Raw genomic sequence first — 22,307 nt, 5'->3', positions numbered from 1 at the left:
GCAACTAGCTATTTGGAATTAAACGCCGCCGGGCCTGCCTCGGGGGTTCATTGGCTTTTGCGCTAACGATGCAGTAGCCATACGCTAACTATCGCGCAAAAGCCTCTAAACCCCCGCCGCAGGGGCGGGGGCGAATGATCTACAACGGATAAGATTTACGACTGCACACAATATACCGTGAGGGACCGCGGACCGTGGGCACCGATGACCAGGGATTGCTCGATGTCGGCAGTCTTCGACGGGCCGGCAATGAACGTGCCGAACCGCGGCGAGCCGTCGAATGTCAGTCGCTCGTACGCGGCGTGCATGGTCGCGACGATTTGCTCGGCAGGAATCACCAGGACCAGGTGCTGGGTGATAAACAGCAGCGCGCGATTGCGGAGCGCGGTGTCCCACAGCCAAATGGCACCGTTCTCGGCGACTCCAAACTCGCCGCGAACAACGGCGAAGTCGATCGTTTCAAGCTGATGCGGATCGTCGCAGGCCTGCTCATCGACGTTGCCAATGGTAATCTCCGGCACCAGTGACGCAACTTGCTTAGCGATTTGAAAGACAGGCAGCTGCGATAAGTGTTCGCGCGCCGCGGCGAGCGAGTCGACAAAATGACAGCTGCCGCCGATACCGGTCAGAGACTTGGCGAACTGCTCGGCCACGTTATCGTATTGAATCCACGGGCCGGCCAAATCGGGCAGGTCCTGCGCGGGAAGCGTATCGGCTCGCAGTCGGGCGAGAATATCTTCACGACTGGCCATGACTGCTACTCGTCTGGGACTTGGGTTGTGGCTTGTGCTGCTGGCGATCTTTGAGTTGTTCACGAAAACTTTGCGCCGGGAACATTGGCAATTCGCGCTGCTTTCCCCACGGATTGAGTCGGTTATAGATCATCCACCGTGGCAGCCGCGGGACAATCTTCCGCGCGAGCCAACCCGAGAGGCGATAGAGCCACGAAGTGCCGAGCACAAGGCGGGCGAGCTTCATGCCGTACTTCTTATCGAGTGGCAATTGATTTCGCTTGCCGATCTCGCCGCGCCAAGTGAGGAGTTGATGATGCAAGTCGATTTTCACCGGGCAGACGTCGGTACACGAACCGCACAGACTGCAAGCAAACGGCAAGCTGTAGTGCTTGGCGCTGTCCATCGCGGGGGACAAGATCGAACCGATCGGGCCGGGAACGGTGCTGTTGTAGCTATAGCCACCGCTGCGACGATAGACCGGGCAGGTATTCATGCATGCTCCGCAGCGAATGCAATTGAGCGAACGGCGATAATCACTTGAGGCGCGAATTTGCGAGCGGCCGTTATCGACCAGCACGATGTGCAACTCCCCACCAGCGCGCGGGCCATGAAAGTGCGAGGAATAAGTTGTTATCGGCTGGCCTGTGGCCGAGCGCGCGAGCAACCGCAGGAAGACACCAAGATCCTTCGCACGCGGAATCAACTTTTCGATTCCCATGCAGGCGATGTGCAACTTGGGGAGTGAGACGCCCAGGTCCGCGTTGCCTTCGTTCGTGCAGATGACAATGCCGCCGGTTTCGGCAATGCCAAAGTTCACGCCAGTCAGCCCAGCCTGGGCCCGCATGAACTTATCGCGCAAATGTTGCCGGGCTGCTTCTGCCAGGTACTTGGGGTCAGATGCGCCGGCTTCGGTATGCAACTCGCGATGAAACAACTCGCCGATATCCTGCTTTTTCAGGTGAATGGCCGGCAGCACGATATGGCTCGGCGGCATGCCCTGCATCTGTACAATCCGTTCGCCCAAGTCGCTGTCGATGACTTCGATGCCGTGTTTTTCTAGGTGCGGATTGAGGTGGCACTCTTCGGTGAGCATCGATTTGCTCTTCACCAGCCGTGTGACGCCGTGGCTCTGCAGAATCTCGAGCACAATGCGGTTGTGTTCGGCGGCATCGGCAGCCCAATGTACTTTCGCGCCGAGTTTGGTCGCTTGTCGCTCAAACAGTTCGAGATAGTCGGCCAGTTGCTGCTGCGTATGCATTTTGATCGCCGAGGCAGCAACCCGCAGATCTTCCCATTCTGGCAGGGACTTTGCAGCCAGGTCGCGCTTGTGGCGGACAAACCACAGGGTCTGATCGTGCCAGCGGGCCCGTTCTTTGTCTTTGATAAAGCCATCGGCCAGCGTGGAATGCGAAGGGCTCATGTGGCACTCCCCGACAGAATCTCGGCGACGTGCAGCACACGAATCGGCTTCTTCTGACGGCGAATAATACCGTCAAGATGCATTAAGCACGACATGTCGTTGGCGGTGAGAACTTCTGCACCGGCCTGCTCATGATCGGCCACGCGGTCTTCGCCCATCAGGCAAGACACAGCCTCCTCGCTCACGGCGAAAGTGCCGCCGAAGCCGCAGCATTCGTCGGGGCGAGTCAAAGGAACGAACTCGATTCCTTCGATCATTTGCAAGACTTGCTTCACTTTGCTGAATTGCGGGCCCATTACTTCGCTGCAGCTGCCGAGTCGCAACTCGCGCAGGCCGTGACAACTTTGATGCAGCCCCACGCGATGTGGAAATCGCCCCGGCAACTTCTCGATCTTCAGCACGTCGGTCAGAAACTCGCACAGCTCGAAGGTCTTGGCCTTTAGTTCTTCGAAGCCCGGTTCGCCGTGCAACAGTTCTTCGTAATGATGCCGGACCATAGCGACACAGCTGCCAGACGGCGCCACCACATAATCGTAGGGCTGAAAGATTTCCAAGAATCGCCTGGCCAACGGGCGGGCATCGTTCACGCAACCCGTGTTTGCCATCGGCTGGCCACAGCACGTTTGCGCCGCGGGAAACTCAACGGTTTGCCCTAGGCTCTCCAGCAAATCGAGCGTGGCCAGACCCACTTTGGGAAACAGCTGGTCGACGTAACAGGGAATGAACAGGCCGATGGTGGGCATGGAAGGAAAACGCGGGGAGCATAGGCGAAGTTAGTCGTTCTATTGTAACAAGGGGGCAAAACGTCGGGTGACGGGAAGCAAACGGTTCCTGTGAGTAAAAATAGTGGCTCGTTTTGGCAATCCTTCACACACCGCTGTTGGGCCAGCAGACGAGGGCCACTTACCGCGGGATTGCCGAAACCGAGGGATCAAGCTTGACGCACCGCAGAAAACGAACAAAAATGCGCCCGTCGCTTCCCTTTTACCTTTACTCGGATTGGCGATCCGTCGGATTCGCATTTGTGGCTACGTTCGCTGTCATCTTACCTGCGGCCGGCAAAAGCAGCCGGTTTGGTGACGCATTCTATAAGAAGCCGTTCGCTCCGCTGGAGAATCGTCCAGTCTGGATGCATGCCGCGGAGAAGTTTTCGAATCGCCCCGAGGTCAAGCAACTGCTGATTGTGATCTCGCCCGAAGATAAGGACGACTTCGACGAAAAGTTTGGCGGCAATGCCGCGATGATGGGAATCGAAGTTGTGGTCGGTGGTACAGAGCGCAGCGATTCTGTCCAAGCTGCCCTTTCGCGAGTTCGCGACGACATCGACTTTGTCGCCGTGCATGATGCAGCTCGTCCTTGTGTGGCCGAAGAGTGGATCGACCGCGTCTTTGCCGCTGCCGAACAAACAGGTGCCGCGCTGTTGGCCGCGCCGGTGACTGCCACTCTTAAGCGAGTCGGTAACGACAAAATCATTCGCGAGACGGTCCCCCGCGAAACGTTGTGGGAAGCGCAGACGCCGCAAGTTTTTCGTCGGCAATTGTTGCTCGACGCTTACGCGCGGCGCGGCACTGAACTGGCGACCGACGACGCTCAACTGGTCGAGCGGTTGCCGCACCCGGTGACCGTGGTGCCGTGCTCTGCCATGAATTTAAAAATCACGTCGAAAGACGACCTTCGCCTGGCAGCCGCCATTTTGAAAGTCCTCCCCAAGCCTACGCTGCTGAGTGCCCCGCATCCGTTCGCCGACGATCATCTTTGGCGGTGAACCATGTGCGTGCTCCGAACTGCTGACCCTCCCAAGTTTATTCACCCCGTTTGTTTCCGCTCTTACTTACAGGTGCTGCCGTGTTAGGACGAGGCTACTACCTCGCGCTGGCTCGCGAACATGCGAAGCGATTGTTCGGTATGAAGGAGGACGCCGAACTGGCGGCCTTCATGGACGAGTTGAAAACGGCTCCCGAAATGAAGAAGAGCGATCGGGTTCTCGATATCGGCAGCGTGTGGGATCCGCTGCATCGCATCATGACCGATGGCGAACTCGACCCCAGCGGCGGCGACTTTCCCGAAAGCCACATCGTCCTCGGTGGACGCCAACTCCATCACGGCAGCGACTTCAGCTCGATCTTGATTCGCCCCGACATGGTGGGCTTCGTTTCCGAAGCGCTGAATGGACTAAAACAGATTGAAGTCCGCGCGAAATTCGATGCGCTCCCTGCTTCGTACACCAAACCGCGTGGCGATAAAGAATTCGCAGAACTCTGGCTGGCCGTGCAGAAGATGCGTGTCTTCTTCGACGCCGCCGCGGAGAACCTGGAAGCGGTCGTGTTCACGGTGAAGTACGCATAAACGAATCATGTCAGGCGACGTGCCTGACCTGGTTCGGACCTAGTGAAAACACGGGAGCGACCGGCAACAGGAACTGAAACGTAGCTCCGCAGTCCGGGTTGTTCTCTCCCCAAATCCTTCCCTCGTGCGCGGTGGTGGTGTTTCGACTGATCACCAGACCCAAGCCGCTACCTGCTGGCTTGGTGGTGAAATAGGGTTCGAACAGCAGGTGGCTCGTCTCCGGCGGCAGACCGCGACCGGAGTCTTGAATCGCGACGCCAACGTAACTCGCTTCGTGAAAGGTGCGCACGATCAAGCGCCGCTGCTCGCTGGGCGTTTCTTCCATCGCTTCAGCCGCATTGCGGACCAGATTTAGCACGACTTGTTCGATCAGCAACCGGTCGGCGAGCACCGGGGGGAGTTGCGGAGCCAATTGATACTCGACATGTGTTCCTTTACTGCGCACGCCAAACTCCAGCAGCACTTCAACACCACGGATCAGGTCGTTCAGGCAAAGTCGCTGACGCTCCAGTTCGCCGGTGCGGACAAACTGCATCAATCGTTTGATTACATTCCCCGCGCGATGCGCCTGCTGCGAAATGTGCGACACCCAGACGCGTACGTCGGCCTCCTCGGCACCGGCGATCGCACCATTTTTCATCCGGTGCAGCGAGGCGTCTGCAAAATTTGCGATGGCGCACAATGGTTGATTCAATTCGTGAGCCAACTCCGCGGTCATTTGGCCCATGGTATTGAGCCGTTCGGACTGAGCTAGTTCTGCCTCACGCTGGCGAAGCTTACGACTGGCCTCAAGACGCTGGGTAACATCGCGCGCCGTGCAGACCATTTCTGGTTCGGCGGCACGTTCTTTCACTACTCGCCCGTGAGTTTCGAACCAGATGTATCGTCCATCGGCCCGGCGCATGCGGAACGTGGCAGTCTGCAACTGTCCGGTGCGGATCATTTCGGCGAAGAACAACTGGCAACGCCCGTGATCGTCGCGATGAATATAGGTGAATGGATACTGACCGACCAACTCTTGGGCCGCATACCCTAAGAGCGCATGACAGGAAGGCGACAAGTAGAGCCACTGCCCATTCAGCGCGAAGCGACTGATTAAATCCGAAGAATGATCGACAAGTAGGCGGTGACGAGCCTCGCTTTCTCGGAGCGTTTCTTCCGCAGCCCGCCGCTCGCTGAGATCGATTACCGTTGCGCGGCAGAGCCGCGCGGACGCAGAATTATCGCCACTGAATGAGGGACCCGATCCGTGCGCGGGGTGCGCGGCCAGACCCTCAATCAACACTTCTTCTCCCAGCAGCAAACCGACGTTGCACGTCTGCTTCAGTTCGGCATCGATCGCATGACGGCAGAAGTTGGTAAAGGCTGCACGATTCCGCAAGCAGACAAACTGACCGAAGCGCAGTCCAATGGCCGCACTCCGTTCCAGCCGTAACAAGGATGCACCCGCGAAATTTAGTTCATGGATTGTGCCCCGCTGGTCCCAGAGAAAATAGGCCGTGGGGGCGAAATCGAAAAGGTCAGCGTAGCGGCGCGACGCTTCGTCAGCGACCAGTTGCGCCTGCACCAACTCCTCGTTCTGCATTTCCAGTTCGATCTGATGAACTTGCAGTTCGTGGACGAGCGCCCGCACGTCGACTTCGTTCAAGGCGTCGATTGATTTGGCCGGTTGGCCAACCAAACGCTTTTCCCCCTGATCGCGCAGGTCCGCCATTGAATTGCGCTTGCCGCTTACCTGATCGTTGCGCTTCATGGTTTGTCCGTTGCCTGGGCACGCCCTTAAGTTGGTTTGGTCACATCTTCGATGGCTAGCAGGATAAGACCGGATTGATTGTCGTTGCCGAGTACGCGCCGCGCGTTAAGGAGCAAGACCCTCGGTCCCAGTCGCGGAAAGTCATGCTCGACCCAAAAGTCGTCGAACGTGGTGTTCTCGGGCAGGATGGTTTCCAGCAGCTTTCTTAATTCGGGAATATCCCACTGCCGGTCACCCAAATCGAAGATCAGGCGGCCTTCGGTGGCGGTGCGGTTCTGTTGAAAAATGGAGTAGAACGAGCGACTGGCCGAAACCACACGCAGATTGGCATCCAGTATGAGTAGCGGTTCGCGAATCGTGGCGATCACGTTTTCGGCGAGCGCCCGGGCGGCCTGAAGTTCGGCCTCAGCTTGCTTGAGGGTGGTAATTTCGGTAAAGGTGCATACCACACCGTCGATCTTGTTGTCGGTCGTGCGGTAGGGCAGGACTCGAATTTGGTACCAATGGCCATCGAGATCCTGCAATTGGGCCTCTTGAGGAATCAGTGTTTCTAGAACTTGGCGGGCATCCTCAACCAGACGGTTGTACTTCAACTTGGTGACCAGGTCGTGCAGTGGGCGTCCTAAGTCACCGGCTATGAAGTTGACGATTCGCGTCGCCTTCGGCGTGAAACGTTTTACGCACAAGTGGCTGTCGAGAAAGATCGTGGCGATCTCAATGCCATTGAGCAGGTTCGCCATATCGTTGTTGGTTTGCGACTGCTCGTCGAGTTTGTCTCGCAGTTCGGCATTGACCGATTGCATCTCTTCATTCAGGGACTGCAGTTCTTCCTTGGAAGTGGTTAACTCTTCGTTGGTGCTTTGCAGTTCCTCGTTATTCGATTGCAGTTCCTCGTTAAGCGAACGCAGCTCTTCTTGATTGGCTTCTTTCTCTTCCATCGTCGCTTGCAGCAACTCTTGAGTGGCCCGCAAGCGGTCTTCCAACTCGGTGGCACTTGCAGTCGAACGCTTTGTAGTAGCTTTCTTCTTGCGCGCTTGATTTTGCTCCGGTGTAGGGGCTTGCTCTTCGAAGATCAGCAAGTAAGTGCCAAGTAAGTTGGCCGGTTCGACGAACGGCTGGATGGTCAGATTCACACTGATGTGGCTGCCATTGCAATTCACCTGAATGCCGCTGACGACAACAGTCGCTTTGTCTTTTTTCGCCTTGCGAAACGCGGGAACTAATTCCTCCCGCAGGCCGTCACGAGCCATGGCAAAGATGTTGATGTTGACCTTGCCCGACGAAGGTTCGAGATACCTGCCGGTACGGCCGTTCACGTAGACGATATCGCCTTCCGAATTCACCACCACCGATGGCGGCGCATAGAAGTCGAGCAGCGCACGCTGGGCCGCATAAGGAATGTCGGTGGAGGTGGGGAGCGACTTTTCGGCAGGTGGCACAGGGCTTGGTTCCCGGGGAACGTGGAGTGGAGACATTTCGAGGATCGGCCGTCGCGCAGTTTCCTGACGTTGAAAGACCTTCCACTTTTTGTCGAGCGGTGCAAACAGGTGACCAAGGTTGCCGATGCTCTCGGCCGATCCCAAAATCAACAGGCCACGGGGAATCAGGGAGTAGTGCATCAGCGAGAGCAACTTCTGCTGCATTTCGCTATTCACATAAATGAAAAAGTTCCGGCAACAGACTATTTCCAGTTTGGTGAAGGGTGGATCGCCCAGCAGGTTTTGCGGGGCAAACACCACTAACTCGCGAATCTCTTTGCCGACTCGATAGCCGTCCCCGTCGCGGACGAAGTAGCGCTCGAGACGCTGCGGTGAGACATCCGCGGCAATGCTGGCCGAGAACAATCCCTGGCGGGCTTTCGAGATCGAATCGCTGTCGATATCGGTGGCGAAGATCTGTACCTTGGGCTGCCGCGCAAGGTTCGACCGGGCGAGCGACTCCTTGATGGTGATGGCTATCGAATAGGCTTCTTCGCCTGTCGAACAGGCCGGCACCCAAACGCGCAGCGGACGATCGTCGGCGCGCGATGAAAGCAGTGCGGGAATGGCGGTTTGCCCAAGGTAGTCGAATAGCCCTCGATCTCGGAAGAAGCTCGTCACACCAATCAGCAGTTCTTTGTACAGCAGGTCTACCTCCTGTGGATGATCGCGCAGATAGCGTACGTAGGCGGCTTGAGAATCGAGTTGGTGGACGTTCATCCGACGCTCGATGCGGCGGAGAATGGTGGTTGGTTTGTAGTTCGAGAAGTCGTTGCCGGTTTGCAACCGCAGCAGGGTAAAGACATTCGGCAGCGCGGTATTTGACTCGTCGTCAACAACTGTGGAGACAGGCACGGGGACCGGAGCACGCGCGAGGAATTGCAGCAACCGAACAGGAAGTTCCTCAGCCGAGGCCATCACATCGACCCGCCCGCTGTTCCGGGCACTCTCGGGCATGGCTGCGAATTTGGCCGAAGCTGGATCTTGAACCAGCACCAGGCCGGAGTTTTCCTTGATCGCCTTGATTCCCAAGGTGCCATCCGAGCCCATCCCCGACAGGACGATGGCAATTGCCTTGTCGTGCTGATCGGCAGCCAATTGGCGAAAAAAGAAGTCGATCGGCATTCGCAGGCCGCGCGGGGCCGAAGGTTCGAGCAGATGCAACCGGCCGTTCTTAATCGACAAATCAGTGTTGGGCGGAATGACATACACGGCGTTTGGTCGTACGACCATGCCGTCTTCGGCTTCCGTCACCTTCATCTGCGTCGAATGCTGCAGCAACTCCGCGAGCAAAGCCTTGTGGGTAGGGTCGAGATGCGAGACAAGCACAAAAGCCATGCCCGTGTTGGGTGGCAAGTGGGCAAAGAACTGCCCGAAGGCCTCCAGTCCGCCAGCGGAGCCACCCATCCCAACCGTATAAAACGCGGGTTCATGCGAAGCGGTCATTGTTAGCCGCGCAGGAGCCTGTTCGGCAGGAGTTTTCCCTGTCTTGGGAACCGGTTCTTTTTCCTGCTGGCGTTTGGCCATGAGTTCCCCTCCGTGACGAGCTTAACGAGAGCCTCATGCTCCGGCCCAGCCATTTACAATTGCATTGCAGTCAAGAGTTTGCTGGAGCTGACGTAACCGAGAGTAGCGCGAGTCGCTGATAGAAGATCGTCGTCCCCCAATTCTAGCGGCTTGTAACCAAGCGGTCATGGCCAATAACAGCACTCTTGCTAGCACGTAGCGAAAGATCGGCCGATGATGGAATGTCGCAATACGACCTTGGTTGCCAGCAGCGAGCACTAGGACCGGAGCACTGCCTCACGCTATATTGGCGCTATACCAAGATGGTGTTCTTCTCCTCGATTCCGGCACGATTGGCCGGAGAACCGCTCGACACATGCGTTGTCCGTTTTGCCGCGTCGATAACGACCGCGTGATCGATTCACGCGTGAGCCAGGATGGCTTTGCCATTCGCCGACGGCGGGAATGCCTGCATTGCAAGCGACGCTTCACCACCTACGAACGCCTGGAAGAAATGGGCATCAAGGTGGTGAAGAAGAACAATGTGCGCGAGCCTTTCGATCGCGAGAAAATCCGCTCGGGACTGGCTAAAGCTTGCTGGAAACGCCCGGTCAGCGACGAACAGATCGAGCAGATCGTGTCGCTGATCGAGAGCGACGTTTACGCCACCGGCGAGACGGAAATCGATAGTCATCTGCTCGGCGAAATGGTCATGGCCCGGCTCGCCGCGGTCGACCAGGTGGCCTTCGTCCGCTTCGCCAGCGTCTATCGACGTTTTCAAGACATTCGCGACTTCGTCGACGAACTGCAGCCCATTCTCAAGAAGAATGCCAAGGGCTCATAAAGTACGCCGCACCTGCGCGGCGCGTGTTCACGGCTTACTTTGACTTCTTCAATTCTTTCACGCGCTGCTCGATGGCCAGCAGCACTTCATGATCGCTGGGCTGAGTCGCGGTGAAGACGCTGTGCAGAGGAACGGGAACGTCATCGAACCGGTACATGGTGCCGGGGATTTCAATGCCGCTGGTGGCAACGTTAAAGACCACGTCTGCGGCTGGCGTCGTCGAATTAAACTGGGAATGAAGTGCGATCAGCGGAATTGTGGCCAGGTGAGCTTTCGCGGGCGAGGGCAACTGCGCGAGTGGATTGCCAGAGACGATCAGCGCCGCATCCGCTTCTTGGCGGGTGAGCACTGCGGCAGCTGTATACTCACCGGGACTAAAGCGTGGATAACCCTGGGCGAGATTCACGCCCAGCGCGTATCCGGTTTGCCAGGCAGCCACGTTATCTGCTCCCGAGCTATTGCACTCAGCGCGATTCAACCGGCAGACGAAACGCGTATGCCGATTCAAGTCGCGCGTCAACGCGCGCAGCGCATCGCCATTGGCATGCTGGCCGCGCGTTTGAGTTATGCCTGCCCCGAAGAAGATCACACCGTACTTGGCACGCTTCAGCTGCGCGAGAAGTTGTTTCCAAACGTCAAGCGATTGGCCTGTAGTCGTGGCGACTTGCTCTGGATCGACTTCAATCCCGGCGAGCAAAGCCCGCAACGTCCAAATCGCTTCGAAATCGCTGCCGGGCTTCACAGCGATCAACTGGTCGGCCTGCTCAGCGGTTTTGTTCTGCCGCACATCGATCACGACACAAGTCCGGTCCGCTCTTCCCCGCGGCACGAACAGGCCTGCTGGTTGCAAGCTGTAACGCTCGAAGTGCCGGGGATGGCTTTCGGCGGGATCGGTTCCCCAGAAAAGAATGAGGTCGCCGCGGTTCTTTACTTCGCCCAGCGAGCAGGTCGATTCGCCGACCTTGGGAAAGGCCAGCCCACTCGCTCCGTGATAATCGCCAGCGGTGGCGTCGACAACAGCGCCCAGCCAATCGGCAATCGCCACTGCCGCGCGCTGGGCGGCGATGGTGGTTTCGGTCAAGCCGAAGACCAGTGGATACTTAGCCGCTGTCAGCAACTGAGCGGCCCGTTCGATGCCCGCGGCCAACGTGGCTGGCTGTCCTTGAAGGAAACAAGTTGGGCGAGGTTCATTTCGAAAACTGAGGAACCGCGATTTGCCCAGCGCGCATGCTTGTTTGGCTGCGGTAATCCGCTGGCCTTCAATGGTCAGTTCAATATCGTCGCACAGGCAGCCGCATGCGGTGCAGGTAACATCGGGCACGATGTTCGGCAATTCAGACGCAGTAGCTGGAGTGGGCACCATCGTTGTTCGATTCCTGGGGGCGAGGACCATTATAGTACTCCTCACGCTCCGCGTGCTGGCAGAACCTCCGGCACAGATTGTGGGCTCACCTGAATGTCCAGCGCCGCAATCTCACTCTCAGTTTCATCGTAAACGTCCAACTTTTACCTCTATTGTTGGACAGCAATACCCAGCCAAACCCGAGAGTTATGCGATCCACTGTCCAACAATCGACCCCATTGTTGGACACCCCCCTTTAGCGGTTTGCACACAAAGCAGTCACAAGCAGGTAGCTCGTTCTCGAAGTCGTTCAACTCAGCCCGCAGTTATGGCAGAGCGAAAGAGGTAACTTGAAAATGCCAGCTGGCGCCCCGCCGGAAAACATTAGCCCCGTATAATGAGGAAACTACTGAAAAGTTGGTGCCTGTCGCCGGCGTTCGCAGTAGCCCCCTTCTCTTGACCTCTCGAACTCAGCGGAGTTGTTCACCATGCGTTGGCTTTTGCCCCTCGTCTGCCTGGCCGGTTGCGGCACTTCGGTTTCGGTGCCCAGCGCATCGGTCGCTCAGTCGCCGGCCGTTCCGACCACCTTCGTGGCCGCCAGTGCTCCGGCGAAAGATTGGCCGCAGTGGATGGGCCCGCAGCGGAACGATGTGTGGGACGAGACCGGCATCGTGGAGAAGTTTCCCGAGAGTGGCTTGCCCGTGGTCTGGCGCACCAAGATTGGTGGCGGCTACGCGGGGCCTGCGGTTGTGGGGGACCGCGTGTATGTGATGGATTATCAGCGGAAGGAAGGGGCCCTACAGAACGATCCAGGGACGCGTAACGAGTTGAAGGGAACCGAGCGGGTCCTGTGCCTGAGCGCAAATGATGGCAGCCTGCTGTGGAAGCACGAATACGAATGCCCGTATGCCATTTCGTATGCCAACGGCCCGCGCTGCACGCCGACCGTGCATGGCGATAAGGTTTACACGCTCGGTGCCGAGGGGAATCTTTTCTGCCTGGAAGCAGCCACCGGCAAAGTAGTCTGGTCGAAGGAATTCAAGGTGGATTACCAGGCCCCAACGCCGATCTGGGGCTTCACCAGCCATCCGCTGGTCGACGGCAACAAACTGTTCTGTCTCGTGGGTGGCCCCGGTTCAACGGTTGTTGCTTTCGATAAGGACAGCGGCAAGGAATTGTGGAAGGCGCTCTCCGCGCCCGATGCCGGCTATTGCCCGCCGACGATGATCACTGCAGGGGGAACTAAGCAATTGCTCATTTGGCATCCCGAGTCGCTCAACAGTTTGAATCCGGAGAATGGCGATGTTTATTGGAGCGAACCGCTGGCGCCGCAGTACGGCATGTCGGTCGCAGCACCGGTCAAGTCGGGAGACTACCTCTACGCCAGCAGCATTGGCGATATCGGCGGCGTCTGGAAACTCGATCAGACGAAACCTGCAGTGCAGGAAGTTTGGATCGGCGACAATAAGACGGCGGTCTACGTGTGCAACAGCACCGTACACGTCGACAAAGGCGTGGTCTTCGGTTCTGACTGCCGCGGCGGGCAATTCCGGGCCGTCGATCTGGAAACGGGCAAGCGCTTGTGGGAAACCTTTAAGCCCACGACCGGCGACCGCCGCGCTAGCCACGGCACTGCCTTCGTCGTGAAGAACGGAGAGAAGTTCTTTCTCTTCAGCGAAACAGGTGACCTGATTCTCGCGAACCTCAATCGCGAAGCTTATGAAGAGATCAGCCGATTTCACGTCTTAAAGCCCACCTCCGAAGCCTTTGGCCGCGAAGTGGTCTGGAGCCATCCCGCATTCGCCAACCGCAGTGTTTACGCGCGGAACGATGAAGAGATTGTGTGCGTGTCGCTGGCGAAGTGAGTGTGGCACCGATTGAGCGCCCAGGCGTGTGCCGACTAAGTTGATCGGGAGGAGACACGTGATGCCAGAAGCTGATTTCGAGGCCTTCGTCCAAAGGGCGGAGGAACTGTACGACACGCGGCTGAGGTCAATTCTCGAGCCCGATCATGCGAACGAGGTTGTTGCGATCGAGCCAGATTCTGGCGATTACTTCCTGGGCAAGACCATCAGCGAAGCGATCGGTGCCGCTCGCCGCTCCTATCCCGATCGGTTAGCCCATGCAATGCGCGTGGGGCATAAGGCGGCGTTGCATTTTGGAATGCGTGTTCAATAATTGGCGCCGTCGATGATTTTGGCCGAGCACTGGTGACTGTTTCAGTACGGCCCGTCGGCACGGTTGATTCACGAGAAATCCAAGTTTGGATCGACACCGGGTTCAATGGCGACTTAGTGTTGCCGCAGCAGTTGATTGAGGAATTGAAACTTCCGAATTCGGGAACTGTCAAAGCGATCCTGGCGGATGGCTCTCAGATTGCGATTAAGACCTATGCTTGCCAGATCGATTGGTTCGGAGAGCTAAGGCATCTCGAAGTCGTTGCCAACAGCGGCGCATAACCATTACTCAGTGTAGGCCTACTACTCGGCCATGAATTGCGAAGCAGCTATGCCTCTGGCGAGCTTGAAGTCGCGTAGTCGTTGGAAACTCAGCAATCCGACTTTGCCCAGTAGCGCTCCAGCGCATCCTCAAGCGATTTGTGGTTAAACCACTGCCTTGGGTCGGCCAACCGCAGAAGGAGAAACTGCCGCACGGCTTCTCGTTGCTGCGGCGATAGCTCGACGAAACGTGAAGTTGTGTAAGCATCGCGGTTGGTCAGCGTAAACAGAATATCCATACTCGTGAACGTGCCGGATAGGTCCGCAAGCAAGAACGCAGGGAGATGAAAACGCATCCCAATTGCATCGAAGAAACTCAAGCTGCTGTAACAGCGATTGAGGTCTGCTACGGAAATTCGCGACCAATCCTCCTTTTCGTCCTGCGCGCGATAGGCTGCGACCTGCTTATCGTCGGCATAATCATCGATCCCTTGGGCTTCCCACAGGCCGATGCCGTTGCCGAGTGTGACGCCATGGAATGCGGCACGGATTAATCCCGCAATGCGCACCTCGTCGATTTGCCGATTGGCGATCCGTTCAGGATCGACGGCGTCGGGCTTTCGTCGCGCCGCGTGATCGCGCATGCGGCTTGTGGGGAGGGCGAGGCGGACGCCTATGCAAGGATAACCTTCGATTTCACTCGGCATGGTTTTGACAACTTTCATGCCCAGCGAGAGATACAGCGCTTGTGCCGGTTCGTTACCGGCAATGGTTGTGGTCCAGGCTTCGCCCCCGATGCGCTGGAGCGCAGCCTGCAGCAATTGGCGACCGATGCCGCAGCGCTGTTGCCGCGGATCGACATAAAGCCAGGTGATGTACGGCTCGTTCCACGAGACGAAGCCGACGACGACCTCGGCGATACACGCGACCAGCGTTTCGGAAACAAAGAACTCGTCCGCTTCGGCAACTTCCAGCATGGGGCGGAAAGCTCGCGGGTCAACCCCCCCGCAGCCAGTTCCTGCACCCGAGCCGCGTCGTGCACTTGGCAAACAGCTGGCCAATCGTCGGCAGTGTACTCGCGGAGGACGATGGTCATCGTGTACCTACTCCGCATTTTCCGTGAGGAGTTGGCGAAAGAGAGGTTGGTCGGCAGTGGCCCGCGCACAGCGGCACCATTGCACGAGTTCGAGATCGAACTTCTCAGCCACCGCAGCCAACCTGGTGATCGACTCCTCCGGCAATGTCGGCAACGAAGTTTGCGCAATACCCAGCACCGTGACCATCCCGCCGGGAGCGAGGCCATAGCAGGCCTGACCATCGCTGGCCGTGAATGCAAAGCCCGCTTCGACGCGGGTCGCGGCCCCGTGAAACGTCAGCCCCTCGGGACTGGCAATGGCAAATGCAGCGAGTAAGTCGCTAAGCGATAGAAAACCGTCAATCGGTGTCTCGGGATGCTTGCGAACATGAACCTTGCGCCAGCCCGCGCCGGTTGATTCCTGTTCGTGAATCGCTTGGATGGCAGCCAGTTCTTCATCGATCTGAGCCGAGAAACATTGCGAGACCAGTTCGAACTGCCGCCAGTTATCATCGAGCATTGCCAACTCGTGGCCGGTGAGGGGGCGGTCGCCACAAGCGGGAAGTTCGTTGGTGATCGACGGGAGGCTGTAGAGAATTGTCGCAGGATCGATCTTCTCGACGCGGCTGAGGCGGAGCGTCAGCTTTTTGGTTTGGGTGAACTCCGCGCGCGTGAGCGGATCGGCCGCGACGACCAGCCAGTCGTCATCGTCTAGATGAAGCGTCGTCTCTTCCGCAAACGATTCGGGCAGTTGCTCGGGCGGAAGTTTGACTTCGCCTAGTGGCTCATCATCGGAATCGTCGATGAAGGTGACTAGGATTCGGATTTTGTTGTCGCTCATAGCTTTTCTCAATCGCCCATTTGCTTTTAGAACCGGGCTGAAGTTGCCCACTGCCCAGCCACTCACTTGCTGAATCACAGCAATTCAATTCGCCTCCTGCGACAGCCCATAGCCCTTGGTCGGCATTGGATCGAGCACCGACCAGTCACCCCGTTTCGCCACCGGAACGTGAGTGACAAACGCTGCCAAGGCAAGTGCTCCGGCCAATGCGCTGAGCAGCCAGATGATCGCCTGATAACTCCCCAGCAGGTCGCGCCCTTCCGTGATGACGGGCGGCCCGAAGGCTGAGGCAATCACAGTCATCCACTGCACGGCCCCTTGGATTTCGCCCACGTACTTCGGGCCGAAGGAATGGACCCAAATCATGTAAAACAGCACCACAATCGCGCCGCCAGAAAAGGCATGCACTACGGCCTGCGTGTAGGCTTGGCCCGGAGTACGGAGGAGGGGCAACGTAATCAGTGACGCAGCGAACACCGCCATCGCCAGTCCGAGCAGGAACGACAGGGAGGTTTTCCGTGCCAGCCAGCCGGTGATGAAATTCGAGAGCAAGCCGATTCCGAGACCAATCAACTGGCAGACGTGAAACACTTTTTCGTCGAGACCAATCGAATCAAAGATTTTGACTTGGTAGAGCGAGACTCCGGAACTCACCAGTCCGAACAGCGAGATGCTGAGCGAGAAGACCCAGAAGCAACTCGTGCCCAGCGCCTTGCGCAGCGACGCGCTGCCGGAGGGAACTGCCGCGGCATCAGCAGCTTGACGACCCGCCGTGACTGGCCAACTGAACAGCGCCGCGATGGGCGTCATCATGAGTAGCGCCCAGCCGAGCGAGGCCCACATGGGCCGCCAGCCTGCAGTCACGACCTTGCCTTGCAGCAGTCCAAAGCCCACCACCATCAGCATGGTCATCACAACGGCATAGCTGCCCATGGCGACCGACGAGTCCTTGCGAAACCACTTGGCCATCAGCGTGATGCTGACCACCGAGAGCATGCTCTGCCCCAGCCCGCGAGTGAGGGTGATGTAGATGCCGAGCGTTCGAGCATCCGTTGCCGTCGACATGCCGATTGTCACCAGCGCGAGCGTTCCCATCGTCGCCAGCACAATGTACTTGGGAGCAACGCGATCGAGCAGCCAGCCGCACGGGACGCAAAAGAGACCGCCGATGATCGTGGCCCAAAAATTGATCCACGAGAACTGGTCATCGGTCAGCTGCGGAAAATCGGAGAGCAGGCGATTCGTAATCAGCGCCAGACCCTGCGTACGACCGGGAATCGTAGCCGCCATCACCAGGGCAGCCGCGCAGACCACGATCATCGCAGAAAAATAGCCGCCGGGTGTCGCTGGAACTGGCAAAGGTTCATTGACCGCGATGGGCGATGCATCGGGATTGGATTGTTTCATGTTGATACTAGCGCCAGCTGAGTCGGCGGCAATTCCGCTGACATTCCCCCAAACTTAATCGCAGCGCAGCCGGATCGGCAAGGAGAGCAACCTGGTGTAGGAGTCGTCGCTCGGCCTGCCGACGCGGGTTGACGACTTCGTTATGATGATGAGCCTGATTCTTCCTAGCTCCTTTTGCGATTGGGCATCATGTCTGCTGTCAGCACTGTTTCTTCTCGTCCCGTCGCCATCGTCACCGGTGGCAGTCGTGGCATTGGCCGCTCGATTGCCGAGCGGCTTGCTGCCGACGGCTTCGCGGTGGTTATTAACTATTTCAGTCGTCGCGATGCTGCGGACGAAGTGGCGGCGGCCATCCAATCCACCGGGGGTGACGCCTTTGTCGTGCAGGCCGATATCGGCGTCACCGCAGATCGCCAGCGCCTGGTCGCCGAAACGCTGCAGCACTTCGGCCGGCTTGATGCGCTGGTGAATAACGCGGGCATCACGTCACCGGGGCGCAAGGATCTGCTCGAAGCGACGGAAGAGAGTTGGGACCAGGTCTTCGCGACCAATCTCAAAGGGCCTTTCTTTCTCGCGCAAGGTGCTGCGCGCGAGATGGTTCGCCTGGTGCAAGCGGCCACGATCGAGCGCGCGACGATTATCAACATTTCATCGATCTCGGCGTTTGCCGTGTCGACCAATCGCGCCGATTACTGCATGGCAAAAGCGGCCATGCAAATGATGACCTGGTTGCTCGCCACTCGCCTGGCCGACGACCAAATTCGCGTCTACGAAGTTTGCCCTGGCGTGATCGCCAGCGACATGACCGCTCCCGTACAGGAAAAGTACGACAAACTGATTGCCGACGGCATGTCCCCCATTCGTCGCTGGGGGCAGCCCGGCGATGTCGCGGCTGCGGTCAGCATGCTCGCCGGAGGCACGTTGCCCTTTAGCACGGGCGAACGAATTCACATCGATGGCGGCTTTCACATTCGACGGTTGTAGGCTCTGCTAAATGAACTGGCTCCTTCACAACTCTGCAAATCACCCATGCGACTGGCCCTGTTAGGTAGCGACGACGAGCTCAAGGCACTACTGCGGGAACTCCCTGCCGATTCCGGGCATACCATCGTCGCGGCCTATGACGCCGACGAGCGCCGCCTCCCCTTGAATGCCCTGCTGCCCAGCGTTGAGCGGAGCGACAACTGGGAATCGCTCCTCGTGCGCGACGACATCGATTGGGTCATCGCCGCCAGTCCTCGCAATTTGCACATGGCAGCCGATGGCCTCGATCCGCAAGTCCGCCGTGTCGATCAATTGAAGAAGCTCGCGCAGGCTGGCGTGAATCTTCTCGTCTCGCATCCAGCTGCTGACCTGCTCGATGGCTACGAAATCGAAATGTTGCGGCGCGAGGGGAAAGGCTTGATTTCGGTCTGGTTCCCGGGTTTGTATCTGCCGGTGTGGCACGAATTGTCGAGTAACTTGCGGGATAAGAGTGCAGACGTAGAGCAAGTCATCTGGTCGAGAGAGGTTCCGATTCGAAGCAGGCCGAACGTGTTGGCCGCGCTCGCTCGCGATTGTCACTTGATTACGACCTTTGTGGGAAACATCAGGCATGTGAATGCGCTCGGTGGACCACCCTCAGGAACGCCCCGCGATGAACTCAATTCGTCGGCCTGGTCACGGTTCTCGGTGCAAATCGAAACTGACCGGGGCATCACCATCCGCTGGGAAATAGCTCGCCGCGATACCAAGGAAGCCGATGCCACCGCGGATTGCCGCGTGCAAGTTCAACGGGCAGGCGATACGGCTAAGTTCATCTGTAACGCGAACAGCGAGTCCGCAGATCTGACTGGGTTATTGAGGCGACTGGAACACCCAGACGATAAGGATAGCGATCTTGGTTGGATCATTGCGGCCAGCAGCTTGGAAGCAGTGGCCGCGATAGAGAAAAGTCTGCAGCGGGGACGCACTATCGAGCTGTCGCAGGTTGAGCAATCGGAGGAGAACAACTTCAAAGGGGTCATGGCCAGTGGCGGCTGCGTGCTGTTGATGATGATTCTGTTTACCGTGTTCGTCGTCAGTCTGGTCGAAGGGCTGCAACTGCCGCTACGCAACTGGGCCGTCTGGCGACTGTGGCCGCTGGGGCTCGTCATTCCGCTCGCCATCTTTTTGGTGATGCAGTTTTTGCAAATGGTGATTGAGAAGCCGCCGGCAAAGAGCGACGAGAAAAAACCTGTCTAATCGGCTGCTCCACATACTCGCTAGCACTTCGAGCCGGCAAGCTGTGCGGATTAAATCAATTCTGCGGCCATTTTTGCCGATGCTTGCTTGGTAGGTACCGCGCCGCGTTTGGCGTTGATGTACGGACAACTACCGCTTTTCGACCATGCACAACCGCTTCGCCAGCATCGCGCTCGTGTTGATCGCCGCTCTCTCGGGCTGCTGTCACCCTTGCTGCGCGCCGCGCCCCATGTGCCAGCCCGGCGTTTGTCAGCCAGCTGTTTGCCCCCCTGAATCCTGCGGTCAAGGCTGCCAGCATGCAGGTTGCCGAGGCGGCGTCGGGTGTCGTTTGCATGGCGCGTTGCATCATCACTGGAACTATTGGAAGCAACCACCGCGCCCCGCCCCGATCACTCCGCCCGTGCCGCACTTTCACCCAGTTCCCGCGCGACCCGTCTTCGAGATTCCGCCCGCCGATTACTCGGCTGTGCCCACGGGACCAACGTTCGCTCACTAGGTCTGGTCACTGCGCAGTCTTTCGACGAGCGAAGCGACTTCGCGCTGCAAGTGCGGCAACGCTTCTTCCGGACCACAGTAGTCAACATCGTGTACGTGCCAGAACTCGACTCGCGGCAGCCATTCGGCAAATTGACTCTCGATCAGTTGGCGATGTTCGGCTTCCTTCACGGCCACTACTTTATCGGCAGCGGCAAAGTCGCCCGCGGTTACTGGCAAAGGCAAACGCAAATGCTCCTCGAACTGAATAGCCTCCTCGCGTAGGGCAGCCATCGTGTGCCGTGACATTGGCCCCGGATTCCGCGGATCAAGTGCCAGCCCGCGCGACTCCGCTCGCCAGGGAAGTCCCAGTCTCTCGGCCTGAGCATTGAACAGAATCTCGGCATAGCGACTGCGGTAGTAGTTGCCCGTACACAGAAATAGCAGCTTCAAGTGCAGGACTCCGTTCTTTCGAACTCGAAGAATGATCGGGCCATTCTAGCCATTGGCTGCCAGCTTGGGCACCGCGGCGCAGTTGCTGGCTCGCTATGGCCGAACGCGTTAGACTCTGGGCTGCGATGTGGCGATGCGTCGCCCCTCGCTGCCTTCCATTTTACTCGACTGCCGGAGTTTCCTGCCATGAAGACCGCGCTGGTGGCTTTGTTACTCGCTTCATCCACGCTCGCGGCGGAGCCCGTCGTGAAGAAGGATGTCCGCTACACAAATTCGCAGCACGAGCGGCATGTGCTCGATGTGTACGCACCATCCGGCGCGAAGAATTTGCCGATTGTGTTTTGGATTCATGGCGGCGGCTGGCAGGCGGGCGATAAGAGCCAGGTGCAACTGAAGCCGCAGGCGTTTGCCGATGCGGGCTTTGTGTTTGTCTCGACCAACTATCGACTGTGGCCCACGGTGAAGATCGAAGAGATGGCTGCGGACATTGCCCAGGGAATTCGCTGGACTCACGATCACGCAGCGGAACTGGGCGGGAATGGCAACAAGATCTATGTGATGGGACATTCTGCCGGCGCGCAATTGGCAGCGTTAGTTTGCACCGACGACCGCCTGCTGAAGAAAGAAGGGCTGTCGCTAGAGATCATTCGAGGCTGCGTGCCAGTCGATGGAGATACCTACGACGTACCGCTGCAAATTGCGACCGTCGAAGAGCGGCGGGCCAACATCTACAAGAACAAGTTTGGCAACGAAGCCAGCCAGCGCGATTTGTCCCCGCTCACGCACGTCGCCAAGGGCAAGCACATTCCTCCTTTCCTGCTGCTGCACGTGGCTGACCATCCAGAAGTGAAGATGCAGGCGATCAAGCTGGCCGAAGCGTTGCAAAAAGCAGGCGTTCCGGCCCAAGCCTTTGCCGCGAAAGACAAGAACCACACCACCATCAACGCCGAACTCGGTCAACCCGACGATGCGCCGACAAAAGCGCTGTGGGAATTTGTGAAGCAGAAGTAACCGGCAATCTCCAACACCTGAGAACCCAATGTCAAATTGCATGTCACTCAATCGTCGCGAGGCGCTGCAAGCCGGCCTGCTAAGCGCTGCAGTACTCGCGGATGAACACTCGTGCGCACAGCTCCTAGCAGCTAACGAGACGAAGCAGCAAACTCTTCGCGTCATTGCTTACAACGTGTACGAATGCACGGGTTGGCCGAAGGAACGAGCGCAGGGCAAGAAGGCGACGGCCCTGGGACAGATGCCCACGCGGTTCGCGCAAGAGTTGGCCCTGTATGAGCCCGACATCATCAACTTTTCGGAATCGCCGGGCGAGTCGGTGACGAAGGCGATCGCCGAGCAGTTGAAGATGCACCATGTTCGCTTTCCCAGTGGCGGCAAGTGGCCGGGGACATTGCTCAGCAGGTACGAGATTACCGAATCGCAAAATGTGCCGCTCGGTTTCGAACGGCCGAAGGAGCTGTTCACGCGGCATTGGGGGCGCGCGGTGATCAAATTACCAACCGGCGATCTCGTGGTTCACTCCGCGCACTTGAATCCATTTCCGGAGTCCGATGTTCGGCTGCAGGAAATTCCGGCGATGCTGAAAACAATGGCCGCCGACCAAAAGGCGGGCCGCTCGATGCTCATCATCGGCGATCTGAACCATCAACCCACGCCGCCGGAATATCCGCTGTGGCAGAAGGCGGGTTGGATCGACACCTTCAAACAAGTTGGCAAGGGAGATGGCCTGACCTTTCGCTCCGACACGCCTGACAAGTTGCTCGACTACATCCTGGCCTTCGGGCCCATCGCCAAGCAGATCGTCGAAGCGCGGCCGCTGTTTGAAGGAGCATTCCGCGTGAACAACGCCGATGAAAACTCCTTCGCCCTCAGCGATCACTTGCCGCAATTGGCGGTGTTTGATTTGAAATAAGTGGGATAGGCATCCTGCCTGTCATTCCACTTCACACAGGCTGGAA

General features: G+C 58.0%; 21 protein-coding genes. 11 read left to right on the top strand and 10 right to left on the bottom strand.

The features are described 5' to 3' along the window. Positions 1–155: 155 nt before the first annotated feature. The 3 genes from ETAA8_RS07010 to ETAA8_RS07000 are packed head-to-tail and all read right to left on the bottom strand — an operon-like array spanning position 156 to position 2,897. Positions 156–752 carry a LutC/YkgG family protein gene (locus ETAA8_RS07010; protein WP_145086836.1) on the bottom strand — a complete coding sequence of 199 codons (597 nt, stop codon included), beginning with the start codon at positions 750–752 and terminating at the stop codon, positions 156–158. Next, positions 739–2,154, bottom strand: coding sequence for a lactate utilization protein B (locus ETAA8_RS07005; RefSeq protein ID WP_145086833.1), 1,416 nt, complete (start codon positions 2,152–2,154; stop codon positions 739–741). Before ETAA8_RS07005 ends, ETAA8_RS07010 begins: the two co-directional genes overlap by 14 nt. Continuing rightward, complete coding sequence (locus tag ETAA8_RS07000; RefSeq protein WP_145086830.1) at positions 2,151–2,897, bottom strand: (Fe-S)-binding protein; 747 nt, start codon at positions 2,895–2,897, stop codon at positions 2,151–2,153. The genes ETAA8_RS07005 and ETAA8_RS07000 overlap by 4 nt, the downstream gene beginning before the upstream one ends. A 281-nt stretch (positions 2,898–3,178) precedes the next feature. On the opposite strand from ETAA8_RS07000, the gene ispD reads away from it, so the two are divergent. Together ispD and ETAA8_RS06990 are read left to right on the top strand one after the other, a co-directional pair. Beyond that, positions 3,179–3,919, top strand: coding sequence for a 2-C-methyl-D-erythritol 4-phosphate cytidylyltransferase (gene ispD, locus ETAA8_RS06995; protein WP_145086827.1), 741 nt, complete (start codon positions 3,179–3,181; stop codon positions 3,917–3,919). 80 nt (positions 3,920–3,999) lie between these two features. Next, positions 4,000–4,500 (top strand): DUF1877 family protein, encoded by a 501-nt coding sequence (locus ETAA8_RS06990; protein WP_202921631.1) that lies wholly within the window; start codon positions 4,000–4,002, stop codon positions 4,498–4,500. A 10-nt stretch (positions 4,501–4,510) separates the two neighbouring features. On the opposite strand, the gene ETAA8_RS06985 is transcribed toward ETAA8_RS06990, so the two are convergent. Continuing rightward, entirely contained in the window at positions 4,511–6,253 is a 1,743-nt protein-coding gene (locus ETAA8_RS06985) for a PAS domain-containing sensor histidine kinase (RefSeq protein WP_145086821.1), read from the bottom strand. Positions 6,254–6,279: 26 nt separating this feature from the next. Beyond that, positions 6,280–9,258 carry a chemotaxis protein CheB gene (locus ETAA8_RS06980; protein WP_202921630.1) on the bottom strand — a complete coding sequence of 993 codons (2,979 nt, stop codon included), beginning with the start codon at positions 9,256–9,258 and terminating at the stop codon, positions 6,280–6,282. A 355-nt stretch (positions 9,259–9,613) separates the two neighbouring features. On the opposite strand from ETAA8_RS06980, the gene nrdR reads away from it, so the two are divergent. Further along, positions 9,614–10,081 (top strand): transcriptional regulator NrdR, encoded by a 468-nt coding sequence (gene nrdR / locus ETAA8_RS06975; RefSeq protein WP_145086818.1) that lies wholly within the window; start codon positions 9,614–9,616, stop codon positions 10,079–10,081. Between the two features lie 34 nt (positions 10,082–10,115). Here nrdR and ETAA8_RS06970 read toward each other — a convergent pair whose 3' ends face one another. Beyond that, positions 10,116–11,444 carry a formylmethanofuran dehydrogenase subunit B gene (locus tag ETAA8_RS06970; protein ID WP_202921629.1) on the bottom strand — a complete coding sequence of 443 codons (1,329 nt, stop codon included), beginning with the start codon at positions 11,442–11,444 and terminating at the stop codon, positions 10,116–10,118. A 467-nt stretch (positions 11,445–11,911) separates the two neighbouring features. Here ETAA8_RS06970 and ETAA8_RS06965 point away from each other — a divergent pair, with 467 nt between their 5' ends. From ETAA8_RS06965 to ETAA8_RS06955, 3 genes are all read left to right on the top strand, one after another. After that, complete coding sequence (locus ETAA8_RS06965; protein WP_202921628.1) at positions 11,912–13,288, top strand: PQQ-binding-like beta-propeller repeat protein; 1,377 nt, start codon at positions 11,912–11,914, stop codon at positions 13,286–13,288. A 61-nt stretch (positions 13,289–13,349) separates the two neighbouring features. Continuing rightward, entirely contained in the window at positions 13,350–13,601 is a 252-nt protein-coding gene (locus ETAA8_RS06960; protein WP_145086812.1) for a hypothetical protein, read from the top strand. Between the two features lie 32 nt (positions 13,602–13,633). Next, positions 13,634–13,882: a hypothetical protein gene (locus ETAA8_RS06955; protein ID WP_145086809.1), complete on the top strand. Its 249-nt coding sequence runs from the start codon at positions 13,634–13,636 to the stop codon at positions 13,880–13,882. Positions 13,883–13,971: 89 nt separating this feature from the next. Here the strand turns inward: ETAA8_RS06955 and ETAA8_RS06950 are convergent, their stop codons facing one another. The 3 genes from ETAA8_RS06950 to ETAA8_RS06940 form a co-directional block, all read right to left on the bottom strand. Further along, positions 13,972–14,838 (bottom strand): GNAT family N-acetyltransferase, encoded by an 867-nt coding sequence (locus tag ETAA8_RS06950; protein WP_145086806.1) that lies wholly within the window; start codon positions 14,836–14,838, stop codon positions 13,972–13,974. A 126-nt stretch (positions 14,839–14,964) separates the two neighbouring features. Further along, a complete protein-coding gene (locus ETAA8_RS06945; protein ID WP_145086803.1) occupies positions 14,965–15,777 on the bottom strand; it encodes a hypothetical protein in 813 nt (270 codons plus the stop codon). 84 nt (positions 15,778–15,861) lie between these two features. Further along, positions 15,862–17,184 (bottom strand): MFS transporter, encoded by a 1,323-nt coding sequence (locus tag ETAA8_RS06940; protein ID WP_145086800.1) that lies wholly within the window; start codon positions 17,182–17,184, stop codon positions 15,862–15,864. 189 nt (positions 17,185–17,373) lie between these two features. Here ETAA8_RS06940 and ETAA8_RS06935 point away from each other — a divergent pair, with 189 nt between their 5' ends. From ETAA8_RS06935 to ETAA8_RS06925, 3 genes are all read left to right on the top strand, one after another. Continuing rightward, the gene (locus ETAA8_RS06935) at positions 17,374–18,168 is read left to right on the top strand and encodes a 3-ketoacyl-ACP reductase (RefSeq protein ID WP_145086797.1); all 795 of its coding nucleotides are present in this window, start codon (positions 17,374–17,376) and stop codon (positions 18,166–18,168) included. A 45-nt stretch (positions 18,169–18,213) separates the two neighbouring features. Next, positions 18,214–19,407: a Gfo/Idh/MocA family oxidoreductase gene (locus ETAA8_RS06930; RefSeq protein WP_145086794.1), complete on the top strand. Its 1,194-nt coding sequence runs from the start codon at positions 18,214–18,216 to the stop codon at positions 19,405–19,407. Between the two features lie 145 nt (positions 19,408–19,552). Beyond that, positions 19,553–19,903, top strand: a complete 351-nt coding sequence (locus tag ETAA8_RS06925) for a hypothetical protein (RefSeq protein ID WP_145086791.1) — start codon at positions 19,553–19,555, stop codon at positions 19,901–19,903. Here the strand turns inward: ETAA8_RS06925 and ETAA8_RS06920 are convergent. Then, positions 19,900–20,334: an arsenate reductase/protein-tyrosine-phosphatase family protein gene (locus ETAA8_RS06920; RefSeq protein ID WP_145086788.1), complete on the bottom strand. Its 435-nt coding sequence runs from the start codon at positions 20,332–20,334 to the stop codon at positions 19,900–19,902. The genes ETAA8_RS06925 and ETAA8_RS06920 overlap by 4 nt on opposite strands. 186 nt (positions 20,335–20,520) lie before the next feature. Here ETAA8_RS06920 and ETAA8_RS06915 point away from each other — a divergent pair, with 186 nt between their 5' ends. Next, positions 20,521–21,345, top strand: a complete 825-nt coding sequence (locus ETAA8_RS06915) for an alpha/beta hydrolase (protein WP_145086785.1) — start codon at positions 20,521–20,523, stop codon at positions 21,343–21,345. Positions 21,346–21,385: 40 nt separating this feature from the next. Further along, complete coding sequence (locus ETAA8_RS06910) at positions 21,386–22,261, top strand: endonuclease/exonuclease/phosphatase family protein (protein ID WP_145086782.1); 876 nt, start codon at positions 21,386–21,388, stop codon at positions 22,259–22,261. Positions 22,262–22,307 lie beyond the last annotated feature (46 nt).

The sequence above is a fragment of the Anatilimnocola aggregata genome (assembly GCF_007747655.1).
Lineage (GTDB): Bacteria > Planctomycetota > Planctomycetia > Pirellulales > Pirellulaceae > Anatilimnocola > Anatilimnocola aggregata.
The sequence above is the reverse complement of the archived record's forward strand: the minus strand, read 5'-3'. Positions and strand labels throughout refer to the sequence as shown.

Excerpts from the sequence above, each read along its gene's own strand:
- ETAA8_RS06950 (WP_145086806.1), bottom strand. The coding sequence starts at position 14,838 with ATGCTGGAAGTTGCCGAAGCGGACGAGTTCTTTGTTTCCGAAACGCTG.
- ETAA8_RS06980 (WP_202921630.1), bottom strand. The coding sequence starts at position 9,258 with ATGGCCAAACGCCAGCAGGAAAAAGAACCGGTTCCCAAGACAGGGAAA.
- ETAA8_RS06910 (WP_145086782.1), top strand. The coding sequence starts at position 21,386 with ATGTCACTCAATCGTCGCGAGGCGCTGCAAGCCGGCCTGCTAAGCGCT.
- ETAA8_RS06935 (WP_145086797.1), top strand. The coding sequence starts at position 17,374 with ATGTCTGCTGTCAGCACTGTTTCTTCTCGTCCCGTCGCCATCGTCACC.
- ETAA8_RS06940 (WP_145086800.1), bottom strand. The coding sequence starts at position 17,184 with ATGAAACAATCCAATCCCGATGCATCGCCCATCGCGGTCAATGAACCT.
- ETAA8_RS06945 (WP_145086803.1), bottom strand. The coding sequence starts at position 15,777 with ATGAGCGACAACAAAATCCGAATCCTAGTCACCTTCATCGACGATTCC.
- ETAA8_RS07010 (WP_145086836.1), bottom strand. The coding sequence starts at position 752 with ATGGCCAGTCGTGAAGATATTCTCGCCCGACTGCGAGCCGATACGCTT.
- ETAA8_RS06960 (WP_145086812.1), top strand. The coding sequence starts at position 13,350 with ATGCCAGAAGCTGATTTCGAGGCCTTCGTCCAAAGGGCGGAGGAACTG.
- nrdR (WP_145086818.1), top strand. The coding sequence starts at position 9,614 with ATGCGTTGTCCGTTTTGCCGCGTCGATAACGACCGCGTGATCGATTCA.
- ETAA8_RS07000 (WP_145086830.1), bottom strand. The coding sequence starts at position 2,897 with ATGCCCACCATCGGCCTGTTCATTCCCTGTTACGTCGACCAGCTGTTT.
- ETAA8_RS06925 (WP_145086791.1), top strand. The coding sequence starts at position 19,553 with ATGCACAACCGCTTCGCCAGCATCGCGCTCGTGTTGATCGCCGCTCTC.
- ETAA8_RS06970 (WP_202921629.1), bottom strand. The coding sequence starts at position 11,444 with ATGGTGCCCACTCCAGCTACTGCGTCTGAATTGCCGAACATCGTGCCC.
- ETAA8_RS06915 (WP_145086785.1), top strand. The coding sequence starts at position 20,521 with ATGAAGACCGCGCTGGTGGCTTTGTTACTCGCTTCATCCACGCTCGCG.
- ETAA8_RS06930 (WP_145086794.1), top strand. The coding sequence starts at position 18,214 with ATGCGACTGGCCCTGTTAGGTAGCGACGACGAGCTCAAGGCACTACTG.
- ETAA8_RS07005 (WP_145086833.1), bottom strand. The coding sequence starts at position 2,154 with ATGAGCCCTTCGCATTCCACGCTGGCCGATGGCTTTATCAAAGACAAA.
- ETAA8_RS06985 (WP_145086821.1), bottom strand. The coding sequence starts at position 6,253 with ATGAAGCGCAACGATCAGGTAAGCGGCAAGCGCAATTCAATGGCGGAC.
- ETAA8_RS06965 (WP_202921628.1), top strand. The coding sequence starts at position 11,912 with ATGCGTTGGCTTTTGCCCCTCGTCTGCCTGGCCGGTTGCGGCACTTCG.